The sequence below is a fragment of the Buttiauxella sp. B2 genome, assembly GCF_006376615.1.
Taxonomy (GTDB): domain Bacteria; phylum Pseudomonadota; class Gammaproteobacteria; order Enterobacterales; family Enterobacteriaceae; genus Buttiauxella.
This window is the reverse complement of sequence record NZ_VEXQ01000003.1, coordinates 310380-336793: the sequence shown is the minus strand read 5'-3', so window position 1 is coordinate 336793 and position 26414 is coordinate 310380. Positions and strand designations below refer to the sequence as shown.

Genomic DNA, 26414 nt, shown 5'->3' with positions numbered 1-26414 from the left:
TTAATTGCCTAAAAAACGCCGACAATCACAATTCAGAAAGATAGCAATCTTCCAGCTATTACCTGTCAGATGTTATGCGTTATGTTTCTTTTTAGTTCCTCAAATGTAACTAGAAGGTTAACAATAATGTCGAATAAATTTCACATCTCTCTGCTTGCTACTGCTGTTCTGATGTCTTCTTCTGCAATGTCTGCACTGCCTCAGGGCTATCCCGCTGACTATCAAAAAGTCGTCGATGCCGCGACTAAAGAAGGCAAAGTGGTGATTTACTCCACCACCGATACCAAAGCTGCCGGGCCACTGATTCAAGGCTTCGAAGCGGCCTATCCGGGCATCAAAGTTGAATACAACGACATGAACAGCACAGAGCTGTACAACCGTTTTATCAGTGAACAAGCCTCCGGTGGTACTAGCGGCGACGTAGTCTGGAGTTCTTCAATGGACACCGCGCTGAAGCTTGCAACCGACTATGCACAGGAATACAAATCACCTGAGCAGGGCCAACTGCCAAAATGGGCGGTATGGAACAACAAAGCTTATGGCACAACTTATGAGCCAGTGGTGTTTATCTATAACAAACGCCTGATCCCTGCCAGCGATGTGCCGGACTCGCATGCTGCACTGGCGAAATTGATTGCCAGCCAGACCGAAAAATTCAGCAAAAAAGTCACTACCTACGACATCGAGAAATCGGGACTTGGGTTCATGCTTTCGGTGCAGGATTTCAAAGCCGATCCGAATTACTTCAAAACGCTGGCTGATGTCGCTAAAGGTGGCCTGTCGGTACAGTCTTCTACCGGTACGATGATGGAAAGGGTGTCATCCGGCGAAAACCTGATTGGCTTTAACATTCTGGGTTCTTATGCCGAAGCCCGCGCCAAAACTGACCCGTCACTTGGGATTTCCTATCCGAAGGATTACACCCTGGTGCTGTCACGCGTCTCGTTCATCAGCCAGCAATCCCAAAACAGCAACGCGGCAAAACTGTGGCTGGACTACGTGCTGTCTGAAAAAGGCCAAAGCATTCTGGCAAATCAGGCCGACATCCCGTCAATTCGTAACGATATCGAAGGTAAAAACGACATTGACGGCCTGACCAAAATGTTGGGGAAATCGCTCAAGCCTATTCCGGTTGATGAAACCTTGCTGGAATATCTGCAACAGAAAAAACGTCTGGATTACATCAAAGAGTGGCGCACTGCTGCTCAAAAATAAGACTTTCGTTCCTGGTGGGTACGCGATGCTTACCCACCAGGAAAGACTTGAGTAGGTCGGATTAGCGCAGCGACATCCGGCATTGATTGTTGGAAAGGAAGTCATATGAGTGCATTACTCAGAAAGTGGCAGAGCCTGCCGCGCGGCATTGTGGTGTTGATAACGACGTTGGTTATCTACATTCCGCTGTCGTTCATCGTGATACAAAGTTTTCTCTCCGCACCATTCTTTTCCCCGTCGAAAGAGTGGAGCCTCGAATCTTTCGGATTCATTTTTACCGACCCTGATTTCTACAGAGCACTAAAAAGCGGGTTTATTCTGGCGTTCGGGTTGGTGGTGATTGCCATTCCGCTTGGGGGAATTCTGGCATTCCTGATGGTACGCACTGATTTACCAGGCCGTCGCGTGATTGAGCCGCTGATCCTGGTACCGATTTTTGTCTCACCGATGGTATTAGGTTTTGGCTATGTGGTTGCCGCAGGGCCAGTAGGTTTCTTCTCGCTGTGGGCACAATCCCTGATTGGTTTTGTGCCGTGGAATATCTACGACATGTCGAGCATCGTAGTGATAGCTGGTCTGACCCACGTCCCCCATGCTTATCTCTATATTTCATCGGCGCTGCGCAGTGTGGGTTCTGATGTTGAAGAAGCCGCGCGTACAGCGGGTGCTTCACCATTACAGGTCATGACAGCCGTCAGTCTGCCGATGGTACGCCCATCGATTCTTTACGCCACTGTATTGCTGTTCTTTCTCGGGCTGGAAGTGTTTGGCCTGATGCTGGTATTAGGCGACCCGGAAGGCAACATGGTGCTGGCAACCTATTTGTACCAGCTAACCAATAAGCTCGGCACGCCGTCTTATCATCTGATGGCAGCCGTTGCCGTGGTGCTGATTTGCATCACTATTCCGCTGGTGATGTTGCAGCGTCGGCTGATGCGCACCGCTAACCGTTTTGTGACGGTTAAAGGCAAAGCGTCTCAAGCCCGCGCGTTACCACTGGGGAAATGGCGCTGGGTAGCGGGGGCCGTGGTGGCATTCTGGCTGACGGTCACCATCGGCGTTCCGCTGGTTGGCGTCATGCTGCGGGCATTTATTTCCAACTGGGGTGTCGGTGTTTCTCTGTGGGACGAACTCTCACTCAACACTTTCCGCAATATTTGGGAACAACCCAACCTACTGCGCGCCATTGTGAACTCCATGGCAATCGGCGTGATTGGTGGCGCACTGGCGGTGGGTTGTTATCTGTTTATCGGCATCGCCATGCACCGAAAACCAGACGGCGTAACACGCTTCCTCGATTACAGCGTGCTGGTGCCGCGTGCGGTTCCAGGCCTTCTGGCGGGTCTGGCGTTCCTGTGGGTGTTCCTGTTCCTGCCAATGTGGCTCGATAACGCGCTCAAATCGGGTTGGCTGTCAGGTATGCCGTGGTCGCAGTGGCTGCGCGATAACCTGGTGGTCTGGCTGCGTTCACTGCGCAGTACTATTTTCAGTGTCTGGCTGGCGTACACCGTGGTGTGGATGGCTTACGGTTTACGACTGATTTCCTCAACATTGTTACAGGTAGGGCCGGAGCTGGAAGAAGCCGCGCGCAGTACCGGAGCGACACGTGGGCAAATCACCCGCCACGTCACGATTCCATTATCGCGCTACGGGCTGATTGGCTCTTGGTTGTTAATGTTCCTGATTTTCGAACGTGAATATTCAACCGGTGTGTACCTGCTCTCGCCGGGTACTGAAACCATCGGTTCAATGCTGGTTTCTCTGTGGGCCGCAGGTGCTATTGATATTGTCGCCGCACTTTCCTTTATTAACATCCTGCTGGTGGTAGTGGGTTTGGGTATCGCCCTTCGTTTTGGAGTCAAATTACATGATTGAATTATCGGTCGAAAACCTGCACTTAACCTACGGCGACAATCCAGTGTTAAAGGGCGTTTCCATGGATTTGAAACGTGGCGAAGTTGTCTCTTTACTCGGGCCTTCCGGGAGCGGAAAAACCACTTTATTACGCGCTGTCGCCGGGCTGGAAAAGCCCACGCAGGGCACGATCATCATCGGCAAAAACAAAGTGTATGACGGCACGCCGCGCAGTGAGATTCCTGCTGAAGAACGTAATCTTGGGCTGGTGTTTCAGTCTTACGCGCTCTGGCCGCACAAAACTGTGTTTGAGAACGTGGCCTATCCACTGAAGTTGCGAAAAGTTTCAGCGGCAGAAATCACCCAACGGGTTCAGGATGTATTGAACCAACTTGGCCTTGGGCATTTGGGCAAGCGACACCCACACCAGCTTTCCGGTGGCCAGCAACAGCGCGTGGCAATTGGTCGTGCGTTGGTTTATAACCCGCCGGTTATCCTGCTTGATGAACCGCTGTCGAACCTCGATGCCAAGCTACGCGAAGAAGCCCGCGTATTCCTGCGCGAGCTAATTATCAAACTCGGTTTGTCGGCACTGATGGTGACACACGATCAGAATGAAGCGATGGCGATTTCTGACCGCATTTTGCTGCTCAACAACGGCAAAATCGAGCAGCAAGGTACACCACAGGAAATGTACGGCTCACCAAAAACTCTGTTTACCGCAGAGTTTATGGGTAGTAACAACCGTCTGCACGGCAAAGTGACGGAGATTCGCGACGGAAAAGCACGCATTGAAGGCAAAGGTTGGGCGCTGTGGGGGATGGCGGGCGAAGGTGTGCAAAGTGGTCAGGAAGGAACCGCGGTTATTCGTGTGGAACGCGTTTTGCTGGTAGAGGGTCCTGGGGATAATCAACTTGAATTGCCGCTGCTAACCAGCATGTATCTCGGCGACCGTTGGGAATATCTGTTCCGGACGTCAGGCGATGATTTTGTCATTCGTGCCTATGGCACTGAAGTTCGCGATCCGCAGCATTGCCACCTGGCATTGCCTGAGGATCATGTTTGGATTTTCCCTAAATCCTGATAATCAAAGGGGCGGTAACTGACCGCCCCGGTAATCCTTTGACTCAACTCTTTCGTAGGAAAATTTTCATTTTCGAAAAGATTATTTCAGTGTGATGGATAACACGTTCAGCGCTTGCGTTGTGGGAGGCAAACCATCAGCAACCCGATAAAAATCACGCTGACACCAACAAGTTTCCCCGTGCTAAAGCTCTCATTGAGCCATGGTAGCCAAATAGCCGTCGCCCACACCAGCACGTAGCTTAAACTCAGCAGCGGATAGGCTTTGCTCAGCGCAATGCGCCGCAACGCCAGAAACCAGCAGCCCATCGAAAAGACATAGGCAAACAGCCCAACGAAAAGCGCCAGTGCGCCAGAACTGAGACTCAAAAACGCCATAAGCAGTTCTGCATGTTGAGAGACAGGTGGCAGCGTCATCATTGCCCATTTCATGATGAGCTGAGCGCAACTGACCAGCAGCACGCTCATCAATGCCCAAAAATAGCCCATCAGGCAACGTTCCCCATGATAATAATGCCGCCGATAATCAGCACCACGCCCAGCCAGTGCCTAATTGATACTGGCTCATGCCAGATGAAACGCGCAGCAAGCGTAATAAAGATAAAGTTCAGGCTTAGCATCGGGTAAGCCACGCTAACTGGCACGCGCTGTAGCACCAGCAACCAGAGCAACATCGCGCAGCCGAGCAACAAAACACTTAGTGCCAACCAGCCAAACAAGTGCCGACGACCGAGCCTGTACGTGGCCTGCTTCTGACAAAGCTGGCCACCACAACTCAGTAAACTTGCCAGCACAATGAGCAGATAACTCATGGCGCTTTTTCGTAGAAGAAGAGAACAAACCGCCCTTTGCGATACAGGTGGTCTGGTGTTGGCAAATCATGGTCTTCCGGCACTTTGTCTTTCGATAACAGCATCACCAGCGACACGTTACCTTCTTTGCGATGTTCAGCCAGCCAGCCAGCAAAATCTTCGCGCGAGACAAAGTTATCTTTCGCATCATCGAAATTCGTCAGACCATAATTCAGCTCACCCGGTTTTGCATAAAGCGTGATGTCATCGCGCTTTAATTCCCAGGCGATACCCGCCCCTACTCCCACGCTATCGACAAGTATGTAACGGCTACCCGACAGTTCTGGGCGAACCATGTCGATAAACACTTGTGGATGTTTGGAGTCAACGACTTTTTCCGGGATAACACCACCAACTAATAACGCGAGGCCAAGTGGACATAACGCCGCCCACTGCCAGAATTTGGCGTTATTACGTGTGGTGAAATATCCCACCAGCGCCCACACCAGGAAAGCAATGCTCGCCTGAATGACTTTCAGCACTTCATGATTGGCATAAACAGGATGCTTTGCCACACCCCACGGAGCCAGCACCACAAGCACAACTACCGTGCAAATGCCGCCAAAAACCATGTTGATCCAGCCGTTGATTTTTAGCGTGCGTGATGTTGCAAGCAACTGCGTGGCATGACGTGCCAGTAAAATAGCCAACGGAGCGAAGCACGGCAAAATATAGGTAGGTAATTTGCCTTTCGCGATGCTAAAGAACAGCAACGGCATAACCACCCAACCCAGCACATAAAGCGACCCGCTTTCAACTTTGCGTTCTTGCCAGCCACGTTTAAGTGCGCCGGGCAATAATGCAAGCCACGGCAAACAACCCGCAATCAGGAACGGAATGTAGTACCAGAATGGCGCTTTGTGTTGAGCATCTTTCTCAGCGAAACGTTGAATATGCTCGACCCAGAAGAAGTAGTGCCAGAAAGTGGGTTCTGCTTTGGCAATTGCCAGCGCCCAGGGCAAGGTAATAGCAATAGCGCTCAGAATGGCGAGTGGCCCAAACAACAACACTTCTTTCCAGCGTTTTTGCGCAATCACCCACGGTAAGACACCCAGCACTGGCACAGCGAGCGCCAGAAAACCTTTTGTCATTACGCCCATGCCGCAAACCAGGCCCAGCAGAATATAGCCGCCTGCTTTCCCTGCATTGGTTTGTGCATTCGCGCCCAGCCAGAAGCTGCACATAGCCGCAACCAGCCACAGCGTGATCATCGGGTCAAGCACCGCATAAGTGCCTACGCCATAAACCAGCAGACAAGTCAGGAAAATCACGCCAGACAAGACAGCTACGGTTTTATCGCGCCACAAACGCAATGCCAGCCACGCCACCATAAGCGCACTTAACGTAATTGAAAAGACCGAGCCAAAACGCACGGCAAAGTTGTTATGGCCGAAAATCAGCTGGCTGATATTGTTAATCCAGTACCCAGCAACCGGTTTTTCGAAATAACGCACATCCAGAAAATGCGGGACAATCCAGTTTCCTGCCGCCAACATTTCGCGGCTTATCTCAGCATAACGGGTTTCATCTGGTTGCCATAAAGCGCGGAATTCTAAAGGGAGCAGGTAAAGCAGAGCAAAACCCATTAGCAGAACAATCGAATACTTAACTGATTTCATCCGTTTTTATCCGAGAAGTTGTTGGCAACCCAGCCAGCCTTCACGACCGGGGATAACACCGCGCACCACTTTGCCTACGGGCAGAGTGGTGAGATCGTCGGGTAGTAACTCACTTAAAGGGCAAAACTCGATACCCTCAAGTGCGGCCATAGTAAGGAGCTCATTAAAATCATTACGCATCACAATACCTTCCACTTCAGCATGGATGGTGTACACCGGCGTACCGGTGTCTTGTTTAATGCGGTCGAGAATAAAACGGTTGTAGTCTTCGCGGCTGACACCATCACCGATGACTTCATCCCAGGTAGGCAATGTCACTGGAATTTGTACCGTTCCCGTGCTGCCATCGGTTAATAACGGGAGAAATGGTGTCGTTCCACGGCAGTCACTGTTGTAGGTGAAGCCGAACGGCTGTTTCGCCCGTACTACGCGCTGGTCGGCACGCCAGCCTGCTACTGCTGAGCAAGTAACAGGCTGTTCGATGATGACACTTAACGCATCAAGCCCGAGACGGATTTGCTTTTCCAGTTGGCTGTTGTCCCAGACGCCAGCCCAGGTTTGCCAGGCAAAGTGATCCCAGGCATGCAAACCCACTTCGTGGTGATCCGCTGTCGCCGCGATTATCGCCGCGTTTCCGGAGCCGATTTTACGCCCCGGCCACGCGGTACCCGCCAGCAAAATATCCCAACCGTAAAGTGATGCGGCTTTAGACCGCAGCATCTTCCACAAAAATTGCGGTTTCACCAGCCGCCACAAGTGACGGCCCATGTTATCCGGGCCGACGCTAAAGAAAAAAGTGGCCTGAATACCGTGCAAACTTAAGATCTCAAGAAGTTGCGGAACCCCTTGTTGGGTTCCCCGCCATGTATCTACATCAATGCGCAGGCCAACTTTTCTCATGCCTGAGGATCCGTCAGTTCAACTGTTTTCAGGAAGAAGTCCAGGGTTTCGTCGATGGTTTTTTCCATCTCAACGGTTGGCGTCCAGTTTAGTAAGCGGTGCGCGTTACGAATGCTTGGCTTACGGTGTTCAACGTCCTGATAACCTTTGCCGTAGTAAGTGCTGCTTTCTACTTCACGGAAACCAGCAAACGGAGGGAAGTGGCCGCGCAGCGGATGCTTCTCAAAACTTTCCAACAGCATTTGCGCCAGCTCTTTTATACTCGCTTCGTTATCCGGGTTACCAATGTTGATAATTTGCCCGTCACAGTTGCTGTTTTTGTTCTCAATAATGCGGAACAGCGCTTCGATACCGTCGCTGATATCGGTAAAGCAGCGTTTTTGTTTACCGCCATCAATGAGCTTAATCGGCGAACCTTCCACCAGGTTCAGAATCAACTGTGTGATAGCCCTTGAGCTACCGATGCGCGCAGCATTCAGGTTATCAAGGCGTGGTCCCATCCAGTTGAACGGACGGAACAGTGTAAAGCGCAAGCCTTCTTTCTCGCCGTAAGCCCAGATAACACGGTCAAGCAGTTGCTTGGAAACAGAGTAAATCCAGCGCTGTTTGTTGATTGGCCCAACGATCAGGTTCGAGTTATCTTCATCGAACACTTTGTCGGTACACATGCCATAAACTTCTGAAGTAGAAGGGAAAATAATGCGTTTCTGGTATTTCACACAGTCACGGATGATTTTCAGGTTTTCTTCAAAATCCAGCTCGAATACGCGCAGTGGGTTACGGGTGTATTCAATCGGAGTGGCGATAGCAACCAAAGGCAGCACCACGTCACATTTCTTGATGTGGTATTCAATCCACTCGGAGTGAATACTGATGTCACCTTCCACAAAGTGGAAACGTGAGTTACCGAGGAAACGGGAAATCGCATCGGAGCCAATATCCAACCCGTAAACTTCGAAGTTATCGTCTTGCAGTAAGCGCTCTGTCAGGTGGTTACCGATGAAACCGTTCACACCGAGGATCAACACGCGAGTACGACGTTTAATCGCTGAAACCGGCTGGCTGCTGATGATTGCACCGGCTACCAAACCGAGGCTTTGCGCCAGTTGCGCGCCCTGCATGTAGACGCCGTTTTCGGCCTGTCCGGTAATAATTTCCAGCGCGCCCTCACCTGCAGCGATAACCAGCGGGTTTACGGACAAGACTGTGCCTGCTTTCGCGCCGGAGGTATTTTCCAGCACGCGACCTTTCCAGACGATAAATTTACTGCCACCCACATAGCCAAACGCACCCGGCCATGGATTGGTCACTGCACGTATCAGGTTGTTTATTTCGCTAGCAGGTGCACTCCAGTTGATGCAACCGTCTTGCGGAGTACGGCGGCCAAAATAGCTGGCTTTGCTGTTGTCTTGCTCATACTGCGGGTAATGCCCGGTTTTGATAACTGGCAGAATATCTTCCAGCAAGTCGGACGCGGCTTCACGCAATTTATGATGCAGCGTTAATGCCGTTTCTTCTGGGGTGATAGCCACACGCTGCTGCGCCACAATGGCGCCAGCATCGGCACGGTTAACCATGCGATGAAGGGTAACGCCAGTTTCGGTTTCGCCTTTCACCAACACCCAGTTCAGCGGCGCACGGCCACGGTACTCTGGCAGCAAAGAACCATGTAGATTAAACGCGCCAACCGTTGCGCTATTTACGATTTCATCGCACAGCAAGTTACGGTAATAGAAAGAGAAGATGACATCTGGTTGCGTAGATTTAATTCTGTCAACCCACAATGGGTGATTCACATCTTCGGGTGCATAAACAGGAATGCCATGTTCTGCGGCGGTACGCGCAACCGAGCCAAAGAAATGGTTCTCAGACGGTGAGTCTGGATGAGTATAAATAGCCGTGATTTCGAAACCAGCAGCAACCAGCGCATCAACACCCGCGCACCCAATATCGTGATAAGCAAATACAACAGCTTTCATTAGTGATTTTCCTGTGAAGTTGAAACGGTGTCGCGGCTAACTACGCGCTGAATAAAGTAACGAGGCCGGGCACGCACATCGGTATAGATACGCCCGATGTATTCGCCCAGAAGACCCATGCCAACAAACTGTGCGCCGATGAACATAAACAGCACCGCAAACAGCATGAACACCCCTTCCGCAGCCCATTGCGGGCCGAATGCCAGGCGCAATACCACCAGCAAAACAGAAAGCGCAAAACCGGCCAGTGCAATAACGCTGCCGAAGACACTGAGCATGCGCAGAGGTGTGGTAGTCAGGCAAGTGACCAGGTCGTACATCAGATTGATCAGGCGCATAAAGCTGTACTTGGAATCACCGAATTCACGCTCTGCGTGATGAACCGGAATTTCAGTCGCTTTACGAGCAAAAGTGTTAGCAAGAATCGGAATAAAGGTGCTGCGTTCATGGCAGTTGAGCATCGCGTCGATGATGTGGCGGCGATAAGCACGCAACATGCAGCCGTAATCGCCCATCGCTTTACCGGTGGTGCTTTGAATCAGGCGGTTAATCAGGCGAGAAGCGCGTTTGCGAAACCAGGTATCCTGGCGGTTCTGGCGCACTGTACCGACTACGTCATAACCTTCATCAGCTTTTGCCACCAGGCGAGGAATCTCTTCCGGTGGGTTTTGCAAATCGGCATCCAGAGTGACAATCAAGTCCCCGGTGACATGGCTAAAACCGGCCATAATCGCATTGTGTTGCCCGTAATTTCGGTTCAACAATACTGCAACGATGTGGCTGCCAGGTGCTCGCGCGGCATCGTTTAACATTTCAGCAGAGTTGTCACTACTGCCGTCATCTACCAACAAAATTTCGTAATCTTTACCCAGAGTTTCGCAAGCGGCAGTGGTCCGCTTGATAAGCTCAGGCAAACTTTCCTGTTCGTTATAAACCGGGATCACCACGGACACTTTGTGGATGGGTTCTATTTTCGTCATATTATTTTCCTACAACTTCACGTAAGGCTGTGATTACGCGGGTGACATCGTCATCAGACATCGTTGGGAATAAAGGAATGGAGCAAATACGTTCGCTGTTCCATTCTGTGTCAGGTAAAGAGAGTGTCGGGTAGCGTTCACGGTAGTATTTCTGCGTGTGGGCTGCTCGGAAATGCAAACCGGTGCCGATTCCTTTCGCTTTCAGAGCATCCATAAGCTCATTACGGGTAATCCCGCAGCGCGATTCATCAACACGAATAATAAAAAGATGCCAGGCATGCTTATGCTGCCATTGGGGATGAATAAGCGGTAAATAAGGGGTATTTGCCAGCTCGGCCAAATAACGCTCGGCTATTTCTGTACGACGAGCATTATTTTGTTCAAGTTTCTTTAACTGCACTAAAGCAATCGCGGCATTGATATCAGCGAGATTGTATTTATACCCAGGAGCAATGACTTCTGCCTGCGGCGCACGCCCCAGAGCTTGTCTGTCGAAAGCATCAACGCCCAGCCCGTGAAACTTCAGGCTGCGCATCTTGTTAGCAAATTGCTCGTCGTCAGTAACAATCAACCCGCCTTCAGCACAGGTCATATTTTTAATGGCGTGGAATGAGAAAATTGCCGTGCCACGGCTACCTACATGCTTGCCTTTGTAGTGAGTTCCAGCCGCATGGGCTGCGTCTTCTATAACGGGAATTCCGTGGCGTTCACCAATGGCGCGAATGGCGTCGATATCGGCTGGAGCACCCGCATAGTGAACCGGAACAATAGCGCGAGTCCGTGGGGTGATTGCGGCTTCAATACTTTCTGGCGTGACCATTAGCGTGTCACGATCAACATCAATCATTACGGGTTCGGCACCCAGTAGCACAATCATGTTCAGTGTGGACACCCAGGTAAGTGAAGGTGTAATCACCTCGTCACCGGCCTGTAAGCCCAGAGCCATCAATGCGACATGCATACCGGCGGTTGCGGAGCTGACAGCGATAGCATGTTTATTGCCGGTTAACTCGCAAAACGCCTGTTCGAGTTCCTGATTTTTAGGACCCGTGGTTATCCAACCAGACTGCAAAACTTCGCTAACTGCGGCGAGTTCTTCTTGCCCCATTGCGGGACGCGAGAAGGGCAGAAATTCACTCATTGAATAATCCTTTAATTAGCAAGCACAGCATAATATTTGTCCGCATAGTGATTCGCTTTATCAAAAGCGCGGGAATTTATTCATCATGAAGCAGGTTGATTAAATAAAAGTACAACGTAACTAATTCGTAACGTGACTAAATGGTGCCTATCTAAACTGCTTTTCAGTTGCAGGAAACTTAGCAGAGATTTCTTAGTTCAATATTAAGAATGTTTAAAACAGATAAAAAATTAGTGTTGATAAAAATGGTGATGAGAATCGCAAATTCGTCACAAACTCACATATTTGCAAGAATCTCTTCATCTTTTAGTCACATGCTACACTGTAAAAAATATAAATTCTCAATGTGGAAATATACTAAGGTTAAATTAAGGTTAGTAGGTAACCCTTGCCATTAGTGAATTATTTAATAAAATTTGTCTCGGAGATGTGAATGCCTGTACTTTTCAGGATGAAGGTTGTCCCGCTGGTTTTACTCTTGGCTGCCGTTTTCGCCTTCCTACTCAATTGGCCTGTGTTACTGCATTTTTACGATATTTTATCGCATCTTGAACACGTGAAAGTTGGCTTCGCTATCTCGATACCGTTCGTATTGGTCGCAGCACTCAACTTCGTATTCATGCCCTTCTCTATCCGTTATCTGCTCAAACCCTTCTTTGCCCTGCTGCTCGTTACCGGGTCAATGGTCAGTTATGCGACGCTGAAATATAAAGTGATGTTTGATCAAACGATGATCGAAAACATCATTGAAACGAATCCGCAAGAAGCCCATTCCTATCTGAATGGCTCAGTCATTTTATGGGTGCTGCTTACCGGTATATTGCCAGCTATCTTGCTGTTTTTAATTAAGATTGAATACCCTTCAAAATGGTACAAGGGTATTGCATACCGTTTACTATCTATGGTGGCGTCGTTGGTGTTAATCGCAGGCGTTGCCGCGCTTTATTATCAGGATTATGCCTCTGTCGGGCGCAATAACTCGACGCTAAACAAAGAGATTATCCCCGCGAACTATGCCTATAGCACCACGCGCTATGTTCAGGACACTTACTTTACGACCAAAGTCCCCTTCCAGACGTTGGGTGATGACGCTAAACGTGTCGCCAATAAAGAAAAACCAACACTGATGTTCCTGATTATTGGTGAGACTGCGCGTAGCCAGAATTTCTCAATGAACGGTTATGCACGCGACACCAACGCATTTACCAGCCAGACAGATGGCGTAATTTCGTTTAAAGACTTCCATTCATGTGGTACTGCTACCGCAGTTTCCGTACCGTGTATGTTCTCAAATATGAACCGCACCGAGTACGACGGCAAAAAAGCAAACAACAGTGAAAACTTCCTCGACGTAGTGAAAAAGACCGGTGTTTCGCTACTCTGGAAAGAGAACGATGGCGGCTGTAAAGGTGTCTGTAGCCGTCTTCCAACCGTCGAAATTCAGCCGACTGCCGATGCGAAACTGTGTGACGGTAAAACCTGTTATGACGAAGTGATGCTGGACGGCCTGGATGACGAAATCGCCAAAATGGCCGGCGACAAACTGGTGGCATTCCATATTATTGGAAGCCACGGGCCGACTTATTTTCGACGTTACCCTGCCGAACATCGCCACTTCATGCCGGAATGTGCACGTAGCGATATTGAAAACTGCACCCAAGAGCAGTTGGTCAATACTTACGACAACACCATTCGTTATACCGACTATGTCGTAGCGCAAATGATTGAAAAACTGAAAAAATACAGCGACCAATATAATACCGTGCTGCTGTATGTTTCCGATCATGGTGAATCATTAGGCGAAAGTGGCCTGTATCTGCACGGCACACCGTACAAACTGGCACCGGACCAGCAAACGCATATTCCGATGCAAGTGTGGATGTCACCAGGCTTCATCGCCGAAAAACATATCAACATGACTTGCTTGCAGAACAATGCAGCTAAAAACCCCTACTCGCATGACAACCTGTTTTCATCAGTGCTTGGGATTTGGGACATCAGCACCAGTGTGTATAACCCCGAGCAGGATTTATTCCGTGGATGCCGGAGCTAACCCACTGTTGATAGTGGTATAAACCTTTGCGGCAACTGAATTATCAGTTGCCGCAAACGACGCGTTATCAATCTTTCTGGCCTGCCGCAATACTGTTTTTACGCCAGTCAATCACGACCAATCCCCCGACCATCACAATAATCGCCAGGCCAAAAGCCAAACTGGTGAAATTCGCCCCAAGCCCCATGCCACCATTCTCAACAGGTTGCGACAGCAAATCGCCGCATGCCGCACCGAAAGGACGAGTGAGGATGTATGCCGCCCAGAAGCAAAACACTTTATTTGCCCGGAAGGTAAAACAGGCTACCGCAACAATAAGGATCCATGCACCGAAGAATACCGCGGCACTGTAATAACCCAGCCCTAAACCTTCAGCCAGCCAGTCACCCACCGCCGTACCCAACGCGAATGTCGCAAGGATAGCTAACCAGTAAAATGACTCCCGGCTCAGGCTGTCAATGCTATGAATGGATAACGTCCCTTCCCGGCGATACCAGACCACGAATGTAATCAGCAATATAACGCTGAAAAAAAGTGACGAAGCCGCCAGTGGTACCTGCCAGGCATCGGTTAGGTTATCGGTAATCAATGTGCCAAATACGCTAATAAACACCACTGTTAGCCAATAAAGAACCGGTTTATAACGCGGTGAGCGCATCTGGAAAAAGAGCGATATCGCCAGTAATATTCCAGTAATAATTGAGGTGTTCGTCAGACCAAAATTAAGATCCATATTCAGGAAGTCAGCCGCCGTTTCGCCCACCGTGGTTGACATCATTTTAATCAACCAAAATACGAGGGTAATTTCAGGGACTTTATTTAACCAACCTGGATTATTCTGTTGAGTATTCATCATTGTTTTCTCGCATTTGTCAGTCGTTGTACTAATTGCAGACGGGTAACAATCCAGGCACTGGCCGCGGCTACTAATAAAGCACCGAGCATATCAACTGGGAAATGTACCCCTATATAAACTCTGGCCCACGCTACCGCCAAACCTGCGACGCTAAGCAAGATGCCAATCTTTCGAAAACGAGATTCCATCAACATCGTAAACGCGACAGACCACGTCAGAGCCGCATGATCACTCGGGAATGAAGCATTCGCCGCGTGAGGGACCAGCGTGTGCCCAATGCCTACGACAAAAGGACGAGGCATCGGCCAGATATGGCCTATTGTGACGTTAATCAGCACACTCAGTAGCGCGCACAATATCGAGGTTAATACTATTTGTCGGTTATCCTTCTTCCCCCATAATAAACCTAAAACTAACGGAATAAACCAAAGCGGTAATTCTGCAATCGCACGCACAATGTTTAGCGTGATGGGTTCAGGAATATGTGATGCATTAATAAGAAGAAATAAAGACGTATTAATAGACATGCTGGTCATCCTCAGCAAAAGAGTTATTTATTAGTTAGCGAATAGTCCGACGGAAGAATTGATAACCCACTGGCATTAGCGAGAATATAACTATGGCAAGAGCCATCAGTTCCATATGCGTTTGTACCCAGTGAACTGAGCCGAGGAGATAACCAAGAGTAATAAAGCAAAGACACCACGAAATCCCGCCGAGAATATTCCACATCAGAAATTTACCCGCAGGCATTTTCCCGGTGCCAGCAAGAAAAGGGGCAAGCGTTCTGACAACAGGAATAAAGCGCCCAATAAAGACGGTTGCCGCACCGTATTTCTCAAAATAGTGTTTGGTCTGCACGACATGATGCGGCTTTAAAACCCGTTGGTTAATCAGCCTCTGCCCAATAGCAGAACGTCCCACTAAATAGTTCACGGTGTCGCCTGCAAAGGCTGCAGCAATAATGACCGTCACGGCTAATACAGGGGAAATAGCGCTACTGGCCAGAAATGCGCCAAGGGTGAAGATGAGAGAGTCGCCGGGTAGAAACGGCGCGATGACAATACCTGTTTCGCAGAAAATGATCAGAGCAATGATACCAAGCCCCCACATTTCGTTTTGCGCCAACAGGTCGCTGATATGGTGGGCTGAAAAAAAATTAATAATATCGTGCAGAGCCATTGGCTTCTCCGGGAAGTTTTCATTTTAACTTTCCCGGATTATCAACCTTCCAGCATGACTGAAGCTCAACCTCTATATTACAATTTTGTTAGAATTGGCAAACTCTTGCGGTTATTGCGGTAACACCAGCGTAAAACGACTGCCCTTGCCAGGTTCACTGGTTACCTGAATCTTCCCACCGTGCAGTTCTGCAATGGTCTTAGCCAGTGCCAGACCAAGGCCAGTATTTCCTGCACTACTACGCGCATCGTCCACGCGATAGAAACGGTCAAAAATGTGCGGCAAATGTTCGGCACTGATCCCTTCGCCATTATCAATCACCGACAACATGACATTCCTGCCGTCTTGAGATGCTTCAAGGTGAACCGACCCTCCATCAGGAGTATGGCGCATGGCATTGGAAAGCAGGTTCGAGAGTAATCTCTGTAAATGTGCAGGATCGGCGCGGAAACTAACCTCCCCCTCACTCGTCAGATGTATATTTTTCTCTTCCGCCAGAATGTCGTAGTAATTGATTAAGCGGGTGAATTCTGTAGCGCTGTTGAGCGAATCGAGATGCAATGGTTCGCGGCTATTATCGGCCCTTGCCAGGAACAACATAGACGAAATCATGCGTGATAATCGCTCCCCCTCTTCAACAATGGCGGCCAGCGCCTCGCGGTATTCTTCCGGGCTGCGGGCTTTACTTTGTGTCACGCTGGCGGCAGAAATCAGGTTATTTATCGGGCCACGCAGTTCATGCGCGATATCCGAGGAAAAGCGACTCAGTTGTTTAAACGACGCTTCCAGGCGTGTCATCATGCCATCGAACGACGAAGCCAGCGCATTAAGCTCGGAAGGCCAGCGCTGAGTCGCAAGCCTGGTATGCAAATCTTCCGCGTGGATATATTCGATTTCACGGCTCATTTGACGTAACGGATAAAGGCCGCGCCGCGCCAGCCAAAAACCAATCGCCGAGAAAATTACAATCGCCAGCGCCACCGCTATCTGCATCCGATCCCAATAATCTTCAATGATTTCATTGTTGCGAGAAACGTTTAACGCCGCTTGTACCAGCCACGGTTGGTTATCTTTCAGCACGAAATTGGTTGAGGCAATCAGGTATTTTTCACTGATGTCGCCGGAACGATTGTGCCATGAGCTGTATTTGAATTCTCGCGACGGAGCCGGAAAATCAGCCTCAGGTATCTGCAAACTCTTCGATTTTGCCCAAACTTTGCCATCCGGAGAGATGATGCGCAGCGCCAGCCTGTCCTGGTGAGCAACAAATTCGAACAATTCTTGCTGCCAAAGATCGGTTGGCCCCTGCCGCTCACTGATGGTGGTCGCGATCTCTTGCTGAAATTGCAGCGTGCTGCGCAATTCATTTTCATCTTTTTGGCTGAGCTGATTACGCATAGTGGAGTACAAAAGCCCGGAAACGCTATACAGCACCAGTGTCATGGCGATTGAAAAGTAAAGTGTCAGCCTGAGCGTGATAGAAAAATTACGCGGTATCTGCATTATCTCTTTCTTCCAGAACGTAACCTGCCCCGCGGATGGTATGTAACAGCTTCATATCATAACCATCATCAATTTTGCTGCGTAAACGGCGGATAGCAACATCAATCACGTTGGTTTCTGGGTCAAAATTCATGTCCCAAACTTGTTCAGCGAGAACGGTTCGCGAGAGTACTTCGCCGCTGCGGCGCATCAACAGGCTCAAGAGTAGAAATTCTTTTTGCGTCAACTCAATGCGTTTTCCGGCACGCGAGACCCGATGTTTGAGGAAATCGAGCTGCAGGGTGCTGATTTGTAAAACAGACTCTTCCGTTACTGTGGAATGAACAGCCTGGCGACGCATAATCACGCGAACCCGAGCCAGCAACTCACTGAATGAAAAAGGTTTGATTAAGTAGTCTTCGGCCCCTAACTCCAGGCCGCGCACGCGGTCCTCGACTTCATCACGCGCAGTAAGAAACATGACAGGAGTGGTTTTTCCAGCCTGCCGTGCCAGCTCAAGGATTTTCCAGCCGTTCATGCCAGGCAGCATGACATCCAGAATGGCGAGATCGTAGTCGTTAGTCAGTAAAAAGTGCAGCCCATCTACGCCGTTGTTGGCAACATCGACCACAAAATCATTTTCTTTCATGCCTTTCGCAATGTAGTCCGCGGCCATGGTTTGATCTTCAACCAGCAATAATCTCATTGTTCCTCCAACAGATGTGTCGCCGAATTGATCGAGTCTACCCGCTTATCATCAACAAAAAGGGGGATATTAAGATGACATTTTTGTCATCTTAATCCGCGAGCACGCAGGCATGGCCGTTTATCGCGAGCTTAACTGGCATTCCCACCCGCCAGTTTTGCTGGCTTATCGTTTTAACTTGCAACGGAGCGGGCCAAACAGGGGATGAAAGAGTCAGTGTCGAAAGATAGCCGGTAAAATCCACATCACTGATCGTTACTGCATTAAGATTTTCAGCATCCGAGTTAAGCGCAGAAATAATGACCTGTTCCGGGCGCAGCATAATGCGTTTTTCGCCCGCAGCCTGTGGGTTATCTGCCGGAATATTCCCCAATATACAATGTGCAAATCCGCCATTCACTTGCGCGGAAAAAATCAGTGCATCACCGAGGAATAACGCAGTATCTTCATCCACTGGCTGCGAATAGACCTCAATCGGAGAACCCACCTGGGTAAAACGACCGTTGCGGATAACCGCAATCTGGCTCGCAAAAGACAACGCTTCATGTTGGTCGTGAGTCACCAGAATCGAGGCCACTCCGGCATGGGCAAGTAGCTCGGCTGTTGCTTTACGCGTGGCGGCGCGCAGGCCGGTATCCAGCGCTGAGAAGGGTTCATCCAGCAACATTAATACCGGTTCTTGCGCCAGCGCCCTGGCCAGTGCCACACGCTGCTGTTGCCCACCCGAAATTTCATGCGGCCAGTGGTGTTGAAGCTGACTATCAAGCGACACCAATTCCATCAATTCCGCGACCCGTCTGCGATTTTCATGCTTTGAACCATGCAAACCGTAAGCGATGTTGTCACCCACTTTCATGTGCGGGAAAAGCGCCCCTTCCTGAGGGACAAAACCGATACCGCGTTGATGCGCCGGAACAAAGGTATTCTCATCAAAAAGTGTTTTCCCGGAGAGCATGATTCGCCCGCTATCCGGGGTTTCAAACCCAGCGAGAATACGCAACAACGTGGTTTTCCCTGAGCCGGATGGCCCAACAATCACCGTTCGGCTGGCAGGCTTCACCATTAAATTCAGGTTTTCCAGAACCGGTGTCTGACCGAATTTTTTAGAAATGTTCGATAATTCAATCATTTTACAAACCTGCTAGTTTTTGTGACTGTACATAGAGAATACCGGTCAACGGCAGCGAAATAAGCACCATGAGTAATGCGTAGGGGGCTGCGGCGACGTAATCAATTTCACTGGTTAACGCCCAGAAGCCGGTCGAGAGCGTTCGCGTGCCCAGCGGTGAAAGCAAAAGCGTTGCGGTCAGCTCATTGGTGATACCGAGAAAGACAAGCGCAGCACCCGCCGCAGCCCCAGGTGCTGCAAGCCGCAGAGTTACGCTCCATATGGCCCTGGCCTGTGTTTTCCCTAAACTGCGGGCGACGTTTTCCAACTCAACGGGGGCTTGAGCAATACCGGCACGCAGATTGATTAGGGCTCGAGGCGTAAACATCAGCAGATAGGCGAGAAACAGTGTGATTTCAGTCTGATAAATAGGCCGCAGATAATGAATGGTGACCGTCACTAGCGCCAGAGCAACCACAATTCCGGGCAGTGAACTGGTGAAATAGTTGCAGCCTTCGAGCACGCGAAATAGCGGGCGTGGATGGCGTACGGATAACCACGCGATGGGGATCCCTGCGGCGATAATTAATAACGCACCGCCGCAGGCAAGCAGCAACGTCTGTTGCAGGGAAAGCCACAAGTCGGCATGGTTCCAGTTTTCTATTCCGCCCAACCACAACCAACGACACAACACCGCTAACGGCACCACTAACGCCAGTAACACCACAGCGAGCAAAAATAGCTGCCCGGCAGTATGCAGCGGTGCATTAAGTTGCCATCGTTTTTGTTCGCGTGAGGCTCCGGCACCTACTCGGGCGTAGCGAGCCTTACCGCGAGTGCCCCCTTCAATGGCCAGAATGACCAGGCAGCAAAGTGCCAGCACGCCAGCCAACATATTGGCTGCCGGCCCGCTGAACGTTGACTGAAACTGGTCATAGATTGCGGTTGTGAATGTATCAAAACGGATCATTGCATACAGGCCGTATTCAGCCAGTAAATGCAATGAAACTAACAACGCACCGCCCCAAACCGGCAACTTTAGCTGAGGCAGAACGATGCGGAAAAAAATGGCCCAGGGTGGTGTGCCTAACGAAGCGGCAACATCTTCCAGCGTGGGATCGAGGCGACGTAGCACGGCAGCAACGGGGAGATAAATAAACGGGTAATAGGCGAGCGTTGAAAGAAAAATACCGGCAGGCAGACCATGTATTGACGGCACCGCACTCACCCATGCATAGCTTTGCACAAACGCTGGGATAGCAAGTGGCGCAACAGCCAGCATCGACCATGCACGTCTACCCGCAAGCGTGGTTCGTTCAGTTAACCAGGCAATCAGCGTACCCACCAGCACACAAATCGGCACGGTAAAAGCAACAAGCAACAGCGTGTTGCTGAGAAGCTCAGCAACACGAGGTCGAAAAATGAGTGCCTTAACGGTTTCCCAGCCAGTGTCAAAACCAACAAAAATGACAAAAGCGGGGGGTATCAGTGACAGCATCGAAAAGATGACCGCCAGAGCTACCATGGTAAACGCTGGACGACGCTGTAAAACACGGCTCTGAACGTTTGTACTCTCTGTAATATTAACCACTGACATTAGGCACTCACCACAATATTAAACAATCAGAACAGACCAGCCTGAGTCATCAAATCAATGACTTTCTTGCTGTTGAGCGATGACGCCTCAACTTTTGGTGCATCCAGGTCTTTTAGCGGAACCAGTTTCGGATTAGAAGCCGCATTAACGCCTACTGCATATTCAAAGGCATTATTAGTGCGCAAAATATCCTGACCAGATTTACCAGTGACCCATTTCATGAAGGCCTGAGCCTGTTGCTGATGTTTGCTTGAAGCCAACACGCCGCCACCAGAGATGCTGACAAACGCACCTGGATCCTGATGTTTGAAATAGTGGAGTTGGGTATTTTTGCTGTTTTCACCCGTTTTTGCCTGATCAACAAAACGGTAATAATGATAAATAACCCCACCATCAATCTGACCAGCATTCACCGCTTTCATGACGGTGCTATTGCCTTTGTAAGCAACAAAGTTTGTTTTCATCGCTTTCAACCATTCCAGCGTCGCTTTTTCACCTTTCAATGCCAGAACTGCACTGACGATAGCCTGGAAATCAGCACCTGACGGGGAAGCAGCCCAACGCCCTTTCCACTCGGGTTTAGCCAAATCCATCAGCGATTTTGGCAATTGAGATTCATTGAGCTTAGCTGGGTTGTAGACAAACACGGTGCTACGGGCAGCAATGCCAATCCAGCGACCATGTTCAGGGCGATAAGCAGGGGCAACTTGCTCAAGTGTTGCAGCATCCAGTGGTGCAAGCAGTTTAGCGTTATCGACCAGTACCATTGCCGGGGAGTTTTCCGTCAGAAAAACATCAGCAGGCGATGCGCTACCTTCCTGAACCAGTTGGTTGCCCAGTTCGCTGTCTCCGCCGTTGCGAAGCGTCACCTTGATGCCGGTTTCTTTGGTGAAGCCGTCAACCCATGACTGAACCAGATTTTCATGCTGCGCGTTATAGACCACAATCCCTTCGTTGTTATCGGCAGCACCGGCCAGGGGTGTCAGCAAAATAGAGGAAGTCACCATCGCGATTGAGCACAGGGACGATACGCCAAATTTCATAAGTTAATCCTTCATAAGAATGAGTACATAACAGCAGAATGCGAAGCGAGGCGGATTAAATCACAGAGAAATACAAATGATAATGAAAACTGTTATCAATTTTAAATATAAACAAAAAATATGGCGAACGACGTCTTTATTAAAATAAAAATCTTGTTTCAGATTGAGGTGTTAAGAAAGATTAAAATAACCTTAGGGAAAATGGAAAAAAACCAGCTACTTAGCAAGATTGGCTAGCGTAGTGGTTTTATTTTCCAAAATAAATACAAAGAGATAGCATGAATTTATGCCTAAACCTGATGCTTAAAATAAATAGCTGTAATTAGCCGTATAAAAATAGAGGTTAGGATGGTCATAAGTGCCGCCTAATGCTGAACCTGACACCGTTGAGCTGGCCATTTTCATATATTCAAACGCCCCGCCTATGCTGCTTTGTTTTGTCAGCTGGTATTGCGCGCCAGCTCCCCACCGCCATGCATCGCCGGATGGCATGGTAATAGACGTGTTGTTCTGGTCTTTATAAAAACTGCTGTCGTAAGCAATACCGCTGTTTAGCCTTAACTCTGGCGTTGCCTGAAATTGCACGCCGAGCGCCGTATGCCAGGTATCTTTCAAACGCTCTTTGCTTTGCAACGATCTATTCGCTACTGACGTTTCGCTATCGCTGTAAGCGCTCCAGTCTTGCCAGCCTAAATCGCCCAACACCGCCCACTGGTTGTTTATCTGGTGGAAGGCGCTGAACATCAGTTGTTGTGGGGTTTGGACTGCGGCACTGAGTGGGAGTGAATATGTTGGGTTGCCCGACAAACGGGTTAAGGTCACATCAGTTTTAACGTTAAAGTCATACTTTGTTTTGCTGGTGTAGGTTAATCCAAAACGGGTGGCGTCGTTGAGTTCAAACATCAGGCCCAGTTTGCCGTTGATCGCCCAGTCGTGGTCATCCGATTTTTGCTCTCCGTCATCCGTATCACGCTTCAGGGAAAACAACCCGTAGTTAATCCCAGGCCCGCCGCCTATCGACCACTTATCACCAATTTTCCAGGCAATTACAGGCTGGAAAGTTAGCGCAATTAATGTACTGTCTTTAATCAGCTGACTACCTGCCCAGTCACCAAAATGCAGGCCCAGACCGTAGTTGCCGTAAATACCCAAACCAACTTTTACGTCATCGTTAATACTGTGACTGATGAAACTGCTGGCGCCTGGAAACCAGCCAATGACATTGCCAGGCCCTTTTCCGCTGCCGTCCAGATTATAGTGAGCATCGCCATACAAGGCCTGCCCGCCCAGCGTCAGATTATCGCCAGGCAATCGTGTTAACCCCGCCGGGTTATTAACTATCGTCCCGGCATCCTGAGCTCGAGCTGCTTGCCCTGCCCCTGCAAGCCCGACATCTTCAGTGCCCACTTCATAAAGATACAAACCACTTGCAGATGCCTGTACCGAACAGACCAAAGCCAGGCCGCAAGCCACTTTAATTAACGTTTTTTTCATTATAGACCTTCAGTTTTCAGGCCAAAAAACCGAACATCCTGAGATGCCCGGTTTCATAACGACTGTTACGGTTCGGCGATAGTGAACCAGAAATCAAATTTATCGAAGTTATCCAACATCGCTTTAAATTTGTCTTTGTTCTTATCGATTGTGACTTCGCCACTTTCGGTCAGATTACCCAGTTTGAGTTTGCCCAAAGCGATGTCATCAAGCGTGGTGCGATTAAGCGTCACGGTGCCATCCACTTTGTCCTCCGGGAGCTGAACATCTTTGTTGTAGTTCAGCACGCCGTTTTCCATGGTCAACACAAACTTCTCTTTGGTATCCGGGAAAATGAGGTTCCAGATGTATTTCTGGTCGCCCGCGCGCGGTCCATTGAGGTGGATTGCCAGGAAGTCGAGGAACATTGGCGTGGTCATGCCACGGATAATATCCGGTGAACTGGTATTAGGCGTTGCCACTTTATGTACACCGCCGCGCAGTTCCTGTGCACCAGAAAGGTAGAAGTTACGCGCCGGACCAGATTCTGCCTGGTAGCCCAACTGTTCCAGTGCGTTAGCTTCAACTTCACGCGCTTCTTTGTTATCTGGCTGTGCAAAGACAACTTTATTAGCAACGGTTGCCGCCCAACGATAATCACCTTGATCAAATGACGATTTCGCCGTCTGAATCATTTTATCTGCGCCAATCATCTCGACGTATTTCTTCGCTTCTTCAACCGGCGGATACGGGTCGAAGTTGGCTGGATTGCCGTCCCAGAAGCCCAGATAGAGCTGATAAGTTGCCCGCACGTTATGTTTGAGCACGCCATAGTAGCCACGGTTGTAGAACTGTTTTGCGAGGCTATCTGGTAGGGTGAACTTCTCGGCAATTTCATTCATCGTCATCCCCTGATTTGCCATACGCAGAGTTTGATCGTTAATGTATTTGTAGAGATCACGCTGTTTTTCAAGATGGCTGACAACGTTTTCATTGCCCCATTGCGGCCATTGGTGGCTACCGAAAGAAACAACGGCTTCTTTGCCCCACATATTAATAGTTTCATTAAGCGTGCTACCCCATTTCTGCGCGCTACGCACTTTGGCACCACGTAATGTCAGAATGTTGTGCAGGGTATGGTTGGCATCTTCGGCAAGATCAAGGGCTTTAAATTGTGGGAAGTAGAACAGCATTTCCGCTGGCGCTTCGGTGCTCGGTGCCATCTGGAAGACAACATCAATGCCGTCAATCGTCAGTTTCTCGCCGGTTTTTTCGATGAGTTTCGTCGGTTTGAACAGTGTGATAGTACCCGCAGCTGTTGTTAGTCCCAGCCCACCACCCACGTTGCCTTTCGGATCTTTTGGCAGCAAGTTGCCATACATATAGGAAGCGCGGCGGCTCATTACGTTACCCGCAAACACGTTTTCACTGACCGCTTCTTCCATAAAGCCTTCAGGTGCAATAACCGGCACTTTTCCTGATTTCGCATCCTCTTCATTTACGATGCCGCGAATACCTGCGAAGTGGTCAACATGCGAGTGGGTAAAGAGCACGCCAGTTACCGGGAGTTTCTCTACTTTTTCGTTAATGAGATCCAATGCCGCTTTTGCCGTTTCTGCGGAAGTCAGCGGGTCTACAACAACCCAGCCCGTTTTACCTCTGATAAAGGTAATGTTTGCAAGATCTATGCTACGAACCTGGTAAATACCATCGACAACTTTAAATAGCCCATGGATAGCTAAAATCTGCGACTGACGCCACAGACTAGGGTTTACCGTATCAGGAGCAGGACCTTCTTTATGCAAAAAATCATACTGGGAAAGATCAATGACGGTATTACCCGATGCGCCTTTAATGATTGGGCTAGGCAAGTCGGCAATAAAACCTTGTTTGGCGTCAGTAAAATCCTGTGTATTTGAGAAAGGAAGGAATTGCTGAACTGCATTATTGGCTTGTTTTGTCGCTTCAGTTGCATCACCTGGTGAAGTAACCGCTGCGGTTTCTTCTGGTGCGGCTATTGCCGACGCAATCCAGAATGACACTGGCAGCAAACTTGTCCCAAGAATTAATCTTGTATAACTTTTCACTTTCATATTCCTTACCTAATTAAGGGATATCACGGACCAACTTAAAAATTTTAGCAACCCAGAGAAAACACACTCGAAAATTCCAGATATTATGCCGAAAGTGTTTTTTAAACATTAAAATCAGAAGGTATTCAGAAATACCCTGCTAATTTTGTGAGCAATTGTTTTTTAAAACTATAGTGCAATGGTTTTAAAAGTGTGATTGATTTTTTCATCAACATTCATGCACCACACTTTAGTTCCATTGCACTGTAAAAAAATATTGTTACCAGCTACCTTTTTCACAGAAATGTGCAAATATTTAATCACCGTTCAAACTTAGTGCGGCAGCTTTATCATTATAAAAGAGATGATATATGAGCATGTTGTTGGGCCACCCGCTATTCCTGTTCATTGCGTTACTAATCATATTGCCGCTTGCCTCAGCCATCGGGGTTTATTGCCTGCGACGAAAAGGCCATCTGGATGAGGAAACGCTGAAGGATTTTGGCGTGGTTCAGGCGGCAACCCTTACCCTGCTTGGTTTGTTGATAGGGTTCAGCTTTTCCAATGCTGTAGGCCATTATGATCAACGTAAGAACAATGAGTCTGAAGAAGCCAATGCTATTGGTACAGAATATTTACGTATCGATTTGCTTTCTGCAAAGAATGCGACTACTGCTCGTAATGAATTATTAAAATACCTGGATCTGCGCATTGCGTTTTATCAATTACATGATGAAGAAGAGCTTGCCACTCTTGATAAGGAAACAGCTAGTTCACAGACGCAATTATGGCAAGTTATTAAAAATGAAACTCATATATCCACAACGCCAGTAACAGCATTAATTGCCGCAGGCATGAATGATGTTATCAACACCCAAGGTTACACCCAGGCAGCGTGGATAAAACGCTTCCCTGCTTCAGCATGGGTATTACTTGTTGCCATTGCCGTGATATGTAACATTCTCATTGGTTATGGTTCACACAGTAAAAAGAGCAATAAAGTCTATCTCTTTATTTTACCGGCCATCATTGCTGTTGCACTTTCAATGGTTGCAGATATTGCCAGCCCACGCGGTGGGTTAATACGTATTGAACCACAAAATTTATTACTCCTTAAATCCTCAATTCAAACTGAAAATAAGGTATTAACCACTCAGCAATAGTGAATCGCCCTTTCTATTCATCACTATTTCTGGGGGTTTTAATTTTTACATTACGTC

22 protein-coding genes are annotated in these 26414 nt (G+C 48.9%); 5 read left to right on the top strand and 17 right to left on the bottom strand.

Features of this window, described 5'->3' with window-relative positions; translation table 11 throughout:
- Window positions 1-126 precede the first annotated feature (126 nt).
- From FH968_RS06450 to FH968_RS06440, 3 genes are all read left to right on the top strand, one after another.
- Entirely contained in the window at window positions 127-1215 is a 1089-nt protein-coding gene (locus FH968_RS06450) for an ABC transporter substrate-binding protein (protein ID WP_139878315.1), read from the top strand.
- A gap of 105 nt (window positions 1216-1320) precedes the next feature.
- On the top strand, window positions 1321-3090 hold the full coding sequence (locus tag FH968_RS06445) for an iron ABC transporter permease (RefSeq protein ID WP_139878314.1): 1770 nt from the start codon (window positions 1321-1323) through the stop codon (window positions 3088-3090).
- Window positions 3083-4153 (top strand): ABC transporter ATP-binding protein, encoded by a 1071-nt coding sequence (locus FH968_RS06440; protein WP_139878313.1) that lies wholly within the window; start codon window positions 3083-3085, stop codon window positions 4151-4153. The genes FH968_RS06445 and FH968_RS06440 overlap by 8 nt, the downstream gene beginning before the upstream one ends.
- Window positions 4154-4260: 107 nt before the next feature.
- Here FH968_RS06440 and arnF read toward each other — a convergent pair whose 3' ends face one another.
- From arnF to arnB, 7 genes are read right to left on the bottom strand one after another with little or no spacing between them, the layout of a single operon-like run.
- Entirely contained in the window at window positions 4261-4641 is a 381-nt protein-coding gene (arnF, locus tag FH968_RS06435; RefSeq protein ID WP_189389012.1) for a 4-amino-4-deoxy-L-arabinose-phosphoundecaprenol flippase subunit ArnF, read from the bottom strand.
- Window positions 4641-4964 (bottom strand): 4-amino-4-deoxy-L-arabinose-phosphoundecaprenol flippase subunit ArnE, encoded by a 324-nt coding sequence (gene arnE / locus FH968_RS06430; RefSeq protein ID WP_139878311.1) that lies wholly within the window; start codon window positions 4962-4964, stop codon window positions 4641-4643. The genes arnF and arnE overlap by 1 nt, the downstream gene beginning before the upstream one ends.
- Window positions 4961-6622, bottom strand: coding sequence for a lipid IV(A) 4-amino-4-deoxy-L-arabinosyltransferase (gene arnT / locus FH968_RS06425; protein ID WP_139878310.1), 1662 nt, complete (start codon window positions 6620-6622; stop codon window positions 4961-4963). Before arnT ends, arnE begins: the two co-directional genes overlap by 4 nt.
- Before the next feature lie 6 nt (window positions 6623-6628).
- Window positions 6629-7522 (bottom strand): 4-deoxy-4-formamido-L-arabinose-phosphoundecaprenol deformylase, encoded by an 894-nt coding sequence (gene arnD, locus FH968_RS06420; protein WP_139878309.1) that lies wholly within the window; start codon window positions 7520-7522, stop codon window positions 6629-6631.
- Complete coding sequence (arnA, locus tag FH968_RS06415) at window positions 7519-9501, bottom strand: bifunctional UDP-4-amino-4-deoxy-L-arabinose formyltransferase/UDP-glucuronic acid oxidase ArnA (protein ID WP_139878308.1); 1983 nt, start codon at window positions 9499-9501, stop codon at window positions 7519-7521. Before arnA ends, arnD begins: the two co-directional genes overlap by 4 nt.
- Entirely contained in the window at window positions 9501-10481 is a 981-nt protein-coding gene (gene arnC / locus FH968_RS06410) for an undecaprenyl-phosphate 4-deoxy-4-formamido-L-arabinose transferase (protein WP_139878307.1), read from the bottom strand. The genes arnA and arnC overlap by 1 nt, the downstream gene beginning before the upstream one ends.
- Before the next feature lies 1 nt (window position 10482).
- A complete protein-coding gene (gene arnB / locus FH968_RS06405; protein WP_139878306.1) occupies window positions 10483-11622 on the bottom strand; it encodes a UDP-4-amino-4-deoxy-L-arabinose aminotransferase in 1140 nt (379 codons plus the stop codon).
- A 433-nt stretch (window positions 11623-12055) separates the two neighbouring features.
- Between arnB and FH968_RS06400 the strand changes: the two genes are divergently transcribed.
- Window positions 12056-13675, top strand: a complete 1620-nt coding sequence (locus tag FH968_RS06400; RefSeq protein ID WP_139878305.1) for a phosphoethanolamine transferase — start codon at window positions 12056-12058, stop codon at window positions 13673-13675.
- A 67-nt stretch (window positions 13676-13742) separates the two neighbouring features.
- Here FH968_RS06400 and FH968_RS06395 read toward each other — a convergent pair whose 3' ends face one another.
- From FH968_RS06395 to FH968_RS06350, 10 genes are all read right to left on the bottom strand, one after another.
- Window positions 13743-14531, bottom strand: coding sequence for a hypothetical protein (locus FH968_RS06395; protein ID WP_223271293.1), 789 nt, complete (start codon window positions 14529-14531; stop codon window positions 13743-13745).
- On the bottom strand, window positions 14528-15058 hold the full coding sequence (locus FH968_RS06390) for an undecaprenyl-diphosphatase (RefSeq protein WP_189389009.1): 531 nt from the start codon (window positions 15056-15058) through the stop codon (window positions 14528-14530). The genes FH968_RS06395 and FH968_RS06390 overlap by 4 nt, the downstream gene beginning before the upstream one ends.
- Before the next feature lie 34 nt (window positions 15059-15092).
- Entirely contained in the window at window positions 15093-15713 is a 621-nt protein-coding gene (locus tag FH968_RS06385; protein WP_139878302.1) for a VTT domain-containing protein, read from the bottom strand.
- Between the two features lie 111 nt (window positions 15714-15824).
- Window positions 15825-17216: a heavy metal sensor histidine kinase gene (locus FH968_RS06380; protein WP_139878301.1), complete on the bottom strand. Its 1392-nt coding sequence runs from the start codon at window positions 17214-17216 to the stop codon at window positions 15825-15827.
- On the bottom strand, window positions 17200-17901 hold the full coding sequence (locus FH968_RS06375) for a heavy metal response regulator transcription factor (protein WP_139878300.1): 702 nt from the start codon (window positions 17899-17901) through the stop codon (window positions 17200-17202). Before FH968_RS06375 ends, FH968_RS06380 begins: the two co-directional genes overlap by 17 nt.
- A 91-nt stretch (window positions 17902-17992) precedes the next feature.
- Window positions 17993-19030, bottom strand: a complete 1038-nt coding sequence (locus FH968_RS06370; protein WP_139878299.1) for an ABC transporter ATP-binding protein — start codon at window positions 19028-19030, stop codon at window positions 17993-17995.
- Between the two features lies 1 nt (window position 19031).
- Window positions 19032-20606: an iron ABC transporter permease gene (locus FH968_RS06365; protein WP_189389006.1), complete on the bottom strand. Its 1575-nt coding sequence runs from the start codon at window positions 20604-20606 to the stop codon at window positions 19032-19034.
- A gap of 26 nt (window positions 20607-20632) precedes the next feature.
- Complete coding sequence (locus FH968_RS06360; RefSeq protein WP_139878298.1) at window positions 20633-21649, bottom strand: iron ABC transporter substrate-binding protein; 1017 nt, start codon at window positions 21647-21649, stop codon at window positions 20633-20635.
- 303 nt (window positions 21650-21952) lie between these two features.
- Window positions 21953-23143 (bottom strand): OmpP1/FadL family transporter, encoded by a 1191-nt coding sequence (locus tag FH968_RS06355; protein WP_139878297.1) that lies wholly within the window; start codon window positions 23141-23143, stop codon window positions 21953-21955.
- 65 nt (window positions 23144-23208) lie between these two features.
- A complete protein-coding gene (locus tag FH968_RS06350) occupies window positions 23209-25215 on the bottom strand; it encodes an alkyl/aryl-sulfatase (protein WP_139878296.1) in 2007 nt (668 codons plus the stop codon).
- A gap of 350 nt (window positions 25216-25565) precedes the next feature.
- Between FH968_RS06350 and FH968_RS06345 the strand changes: the two genes are divergently transcribed.
- Window positions 25566-26357: a hypothetical protein gene (locus FH968_RS06345; protein ID WP_223271291.1), complete on the top strand. Its 792-nt coding sequence runs from the start codon at window positions 25566-25568 to the stop codon at window positions 26355-26357.
- Window positions 26358-26414 lie beyond the last annotated feature (57 nt).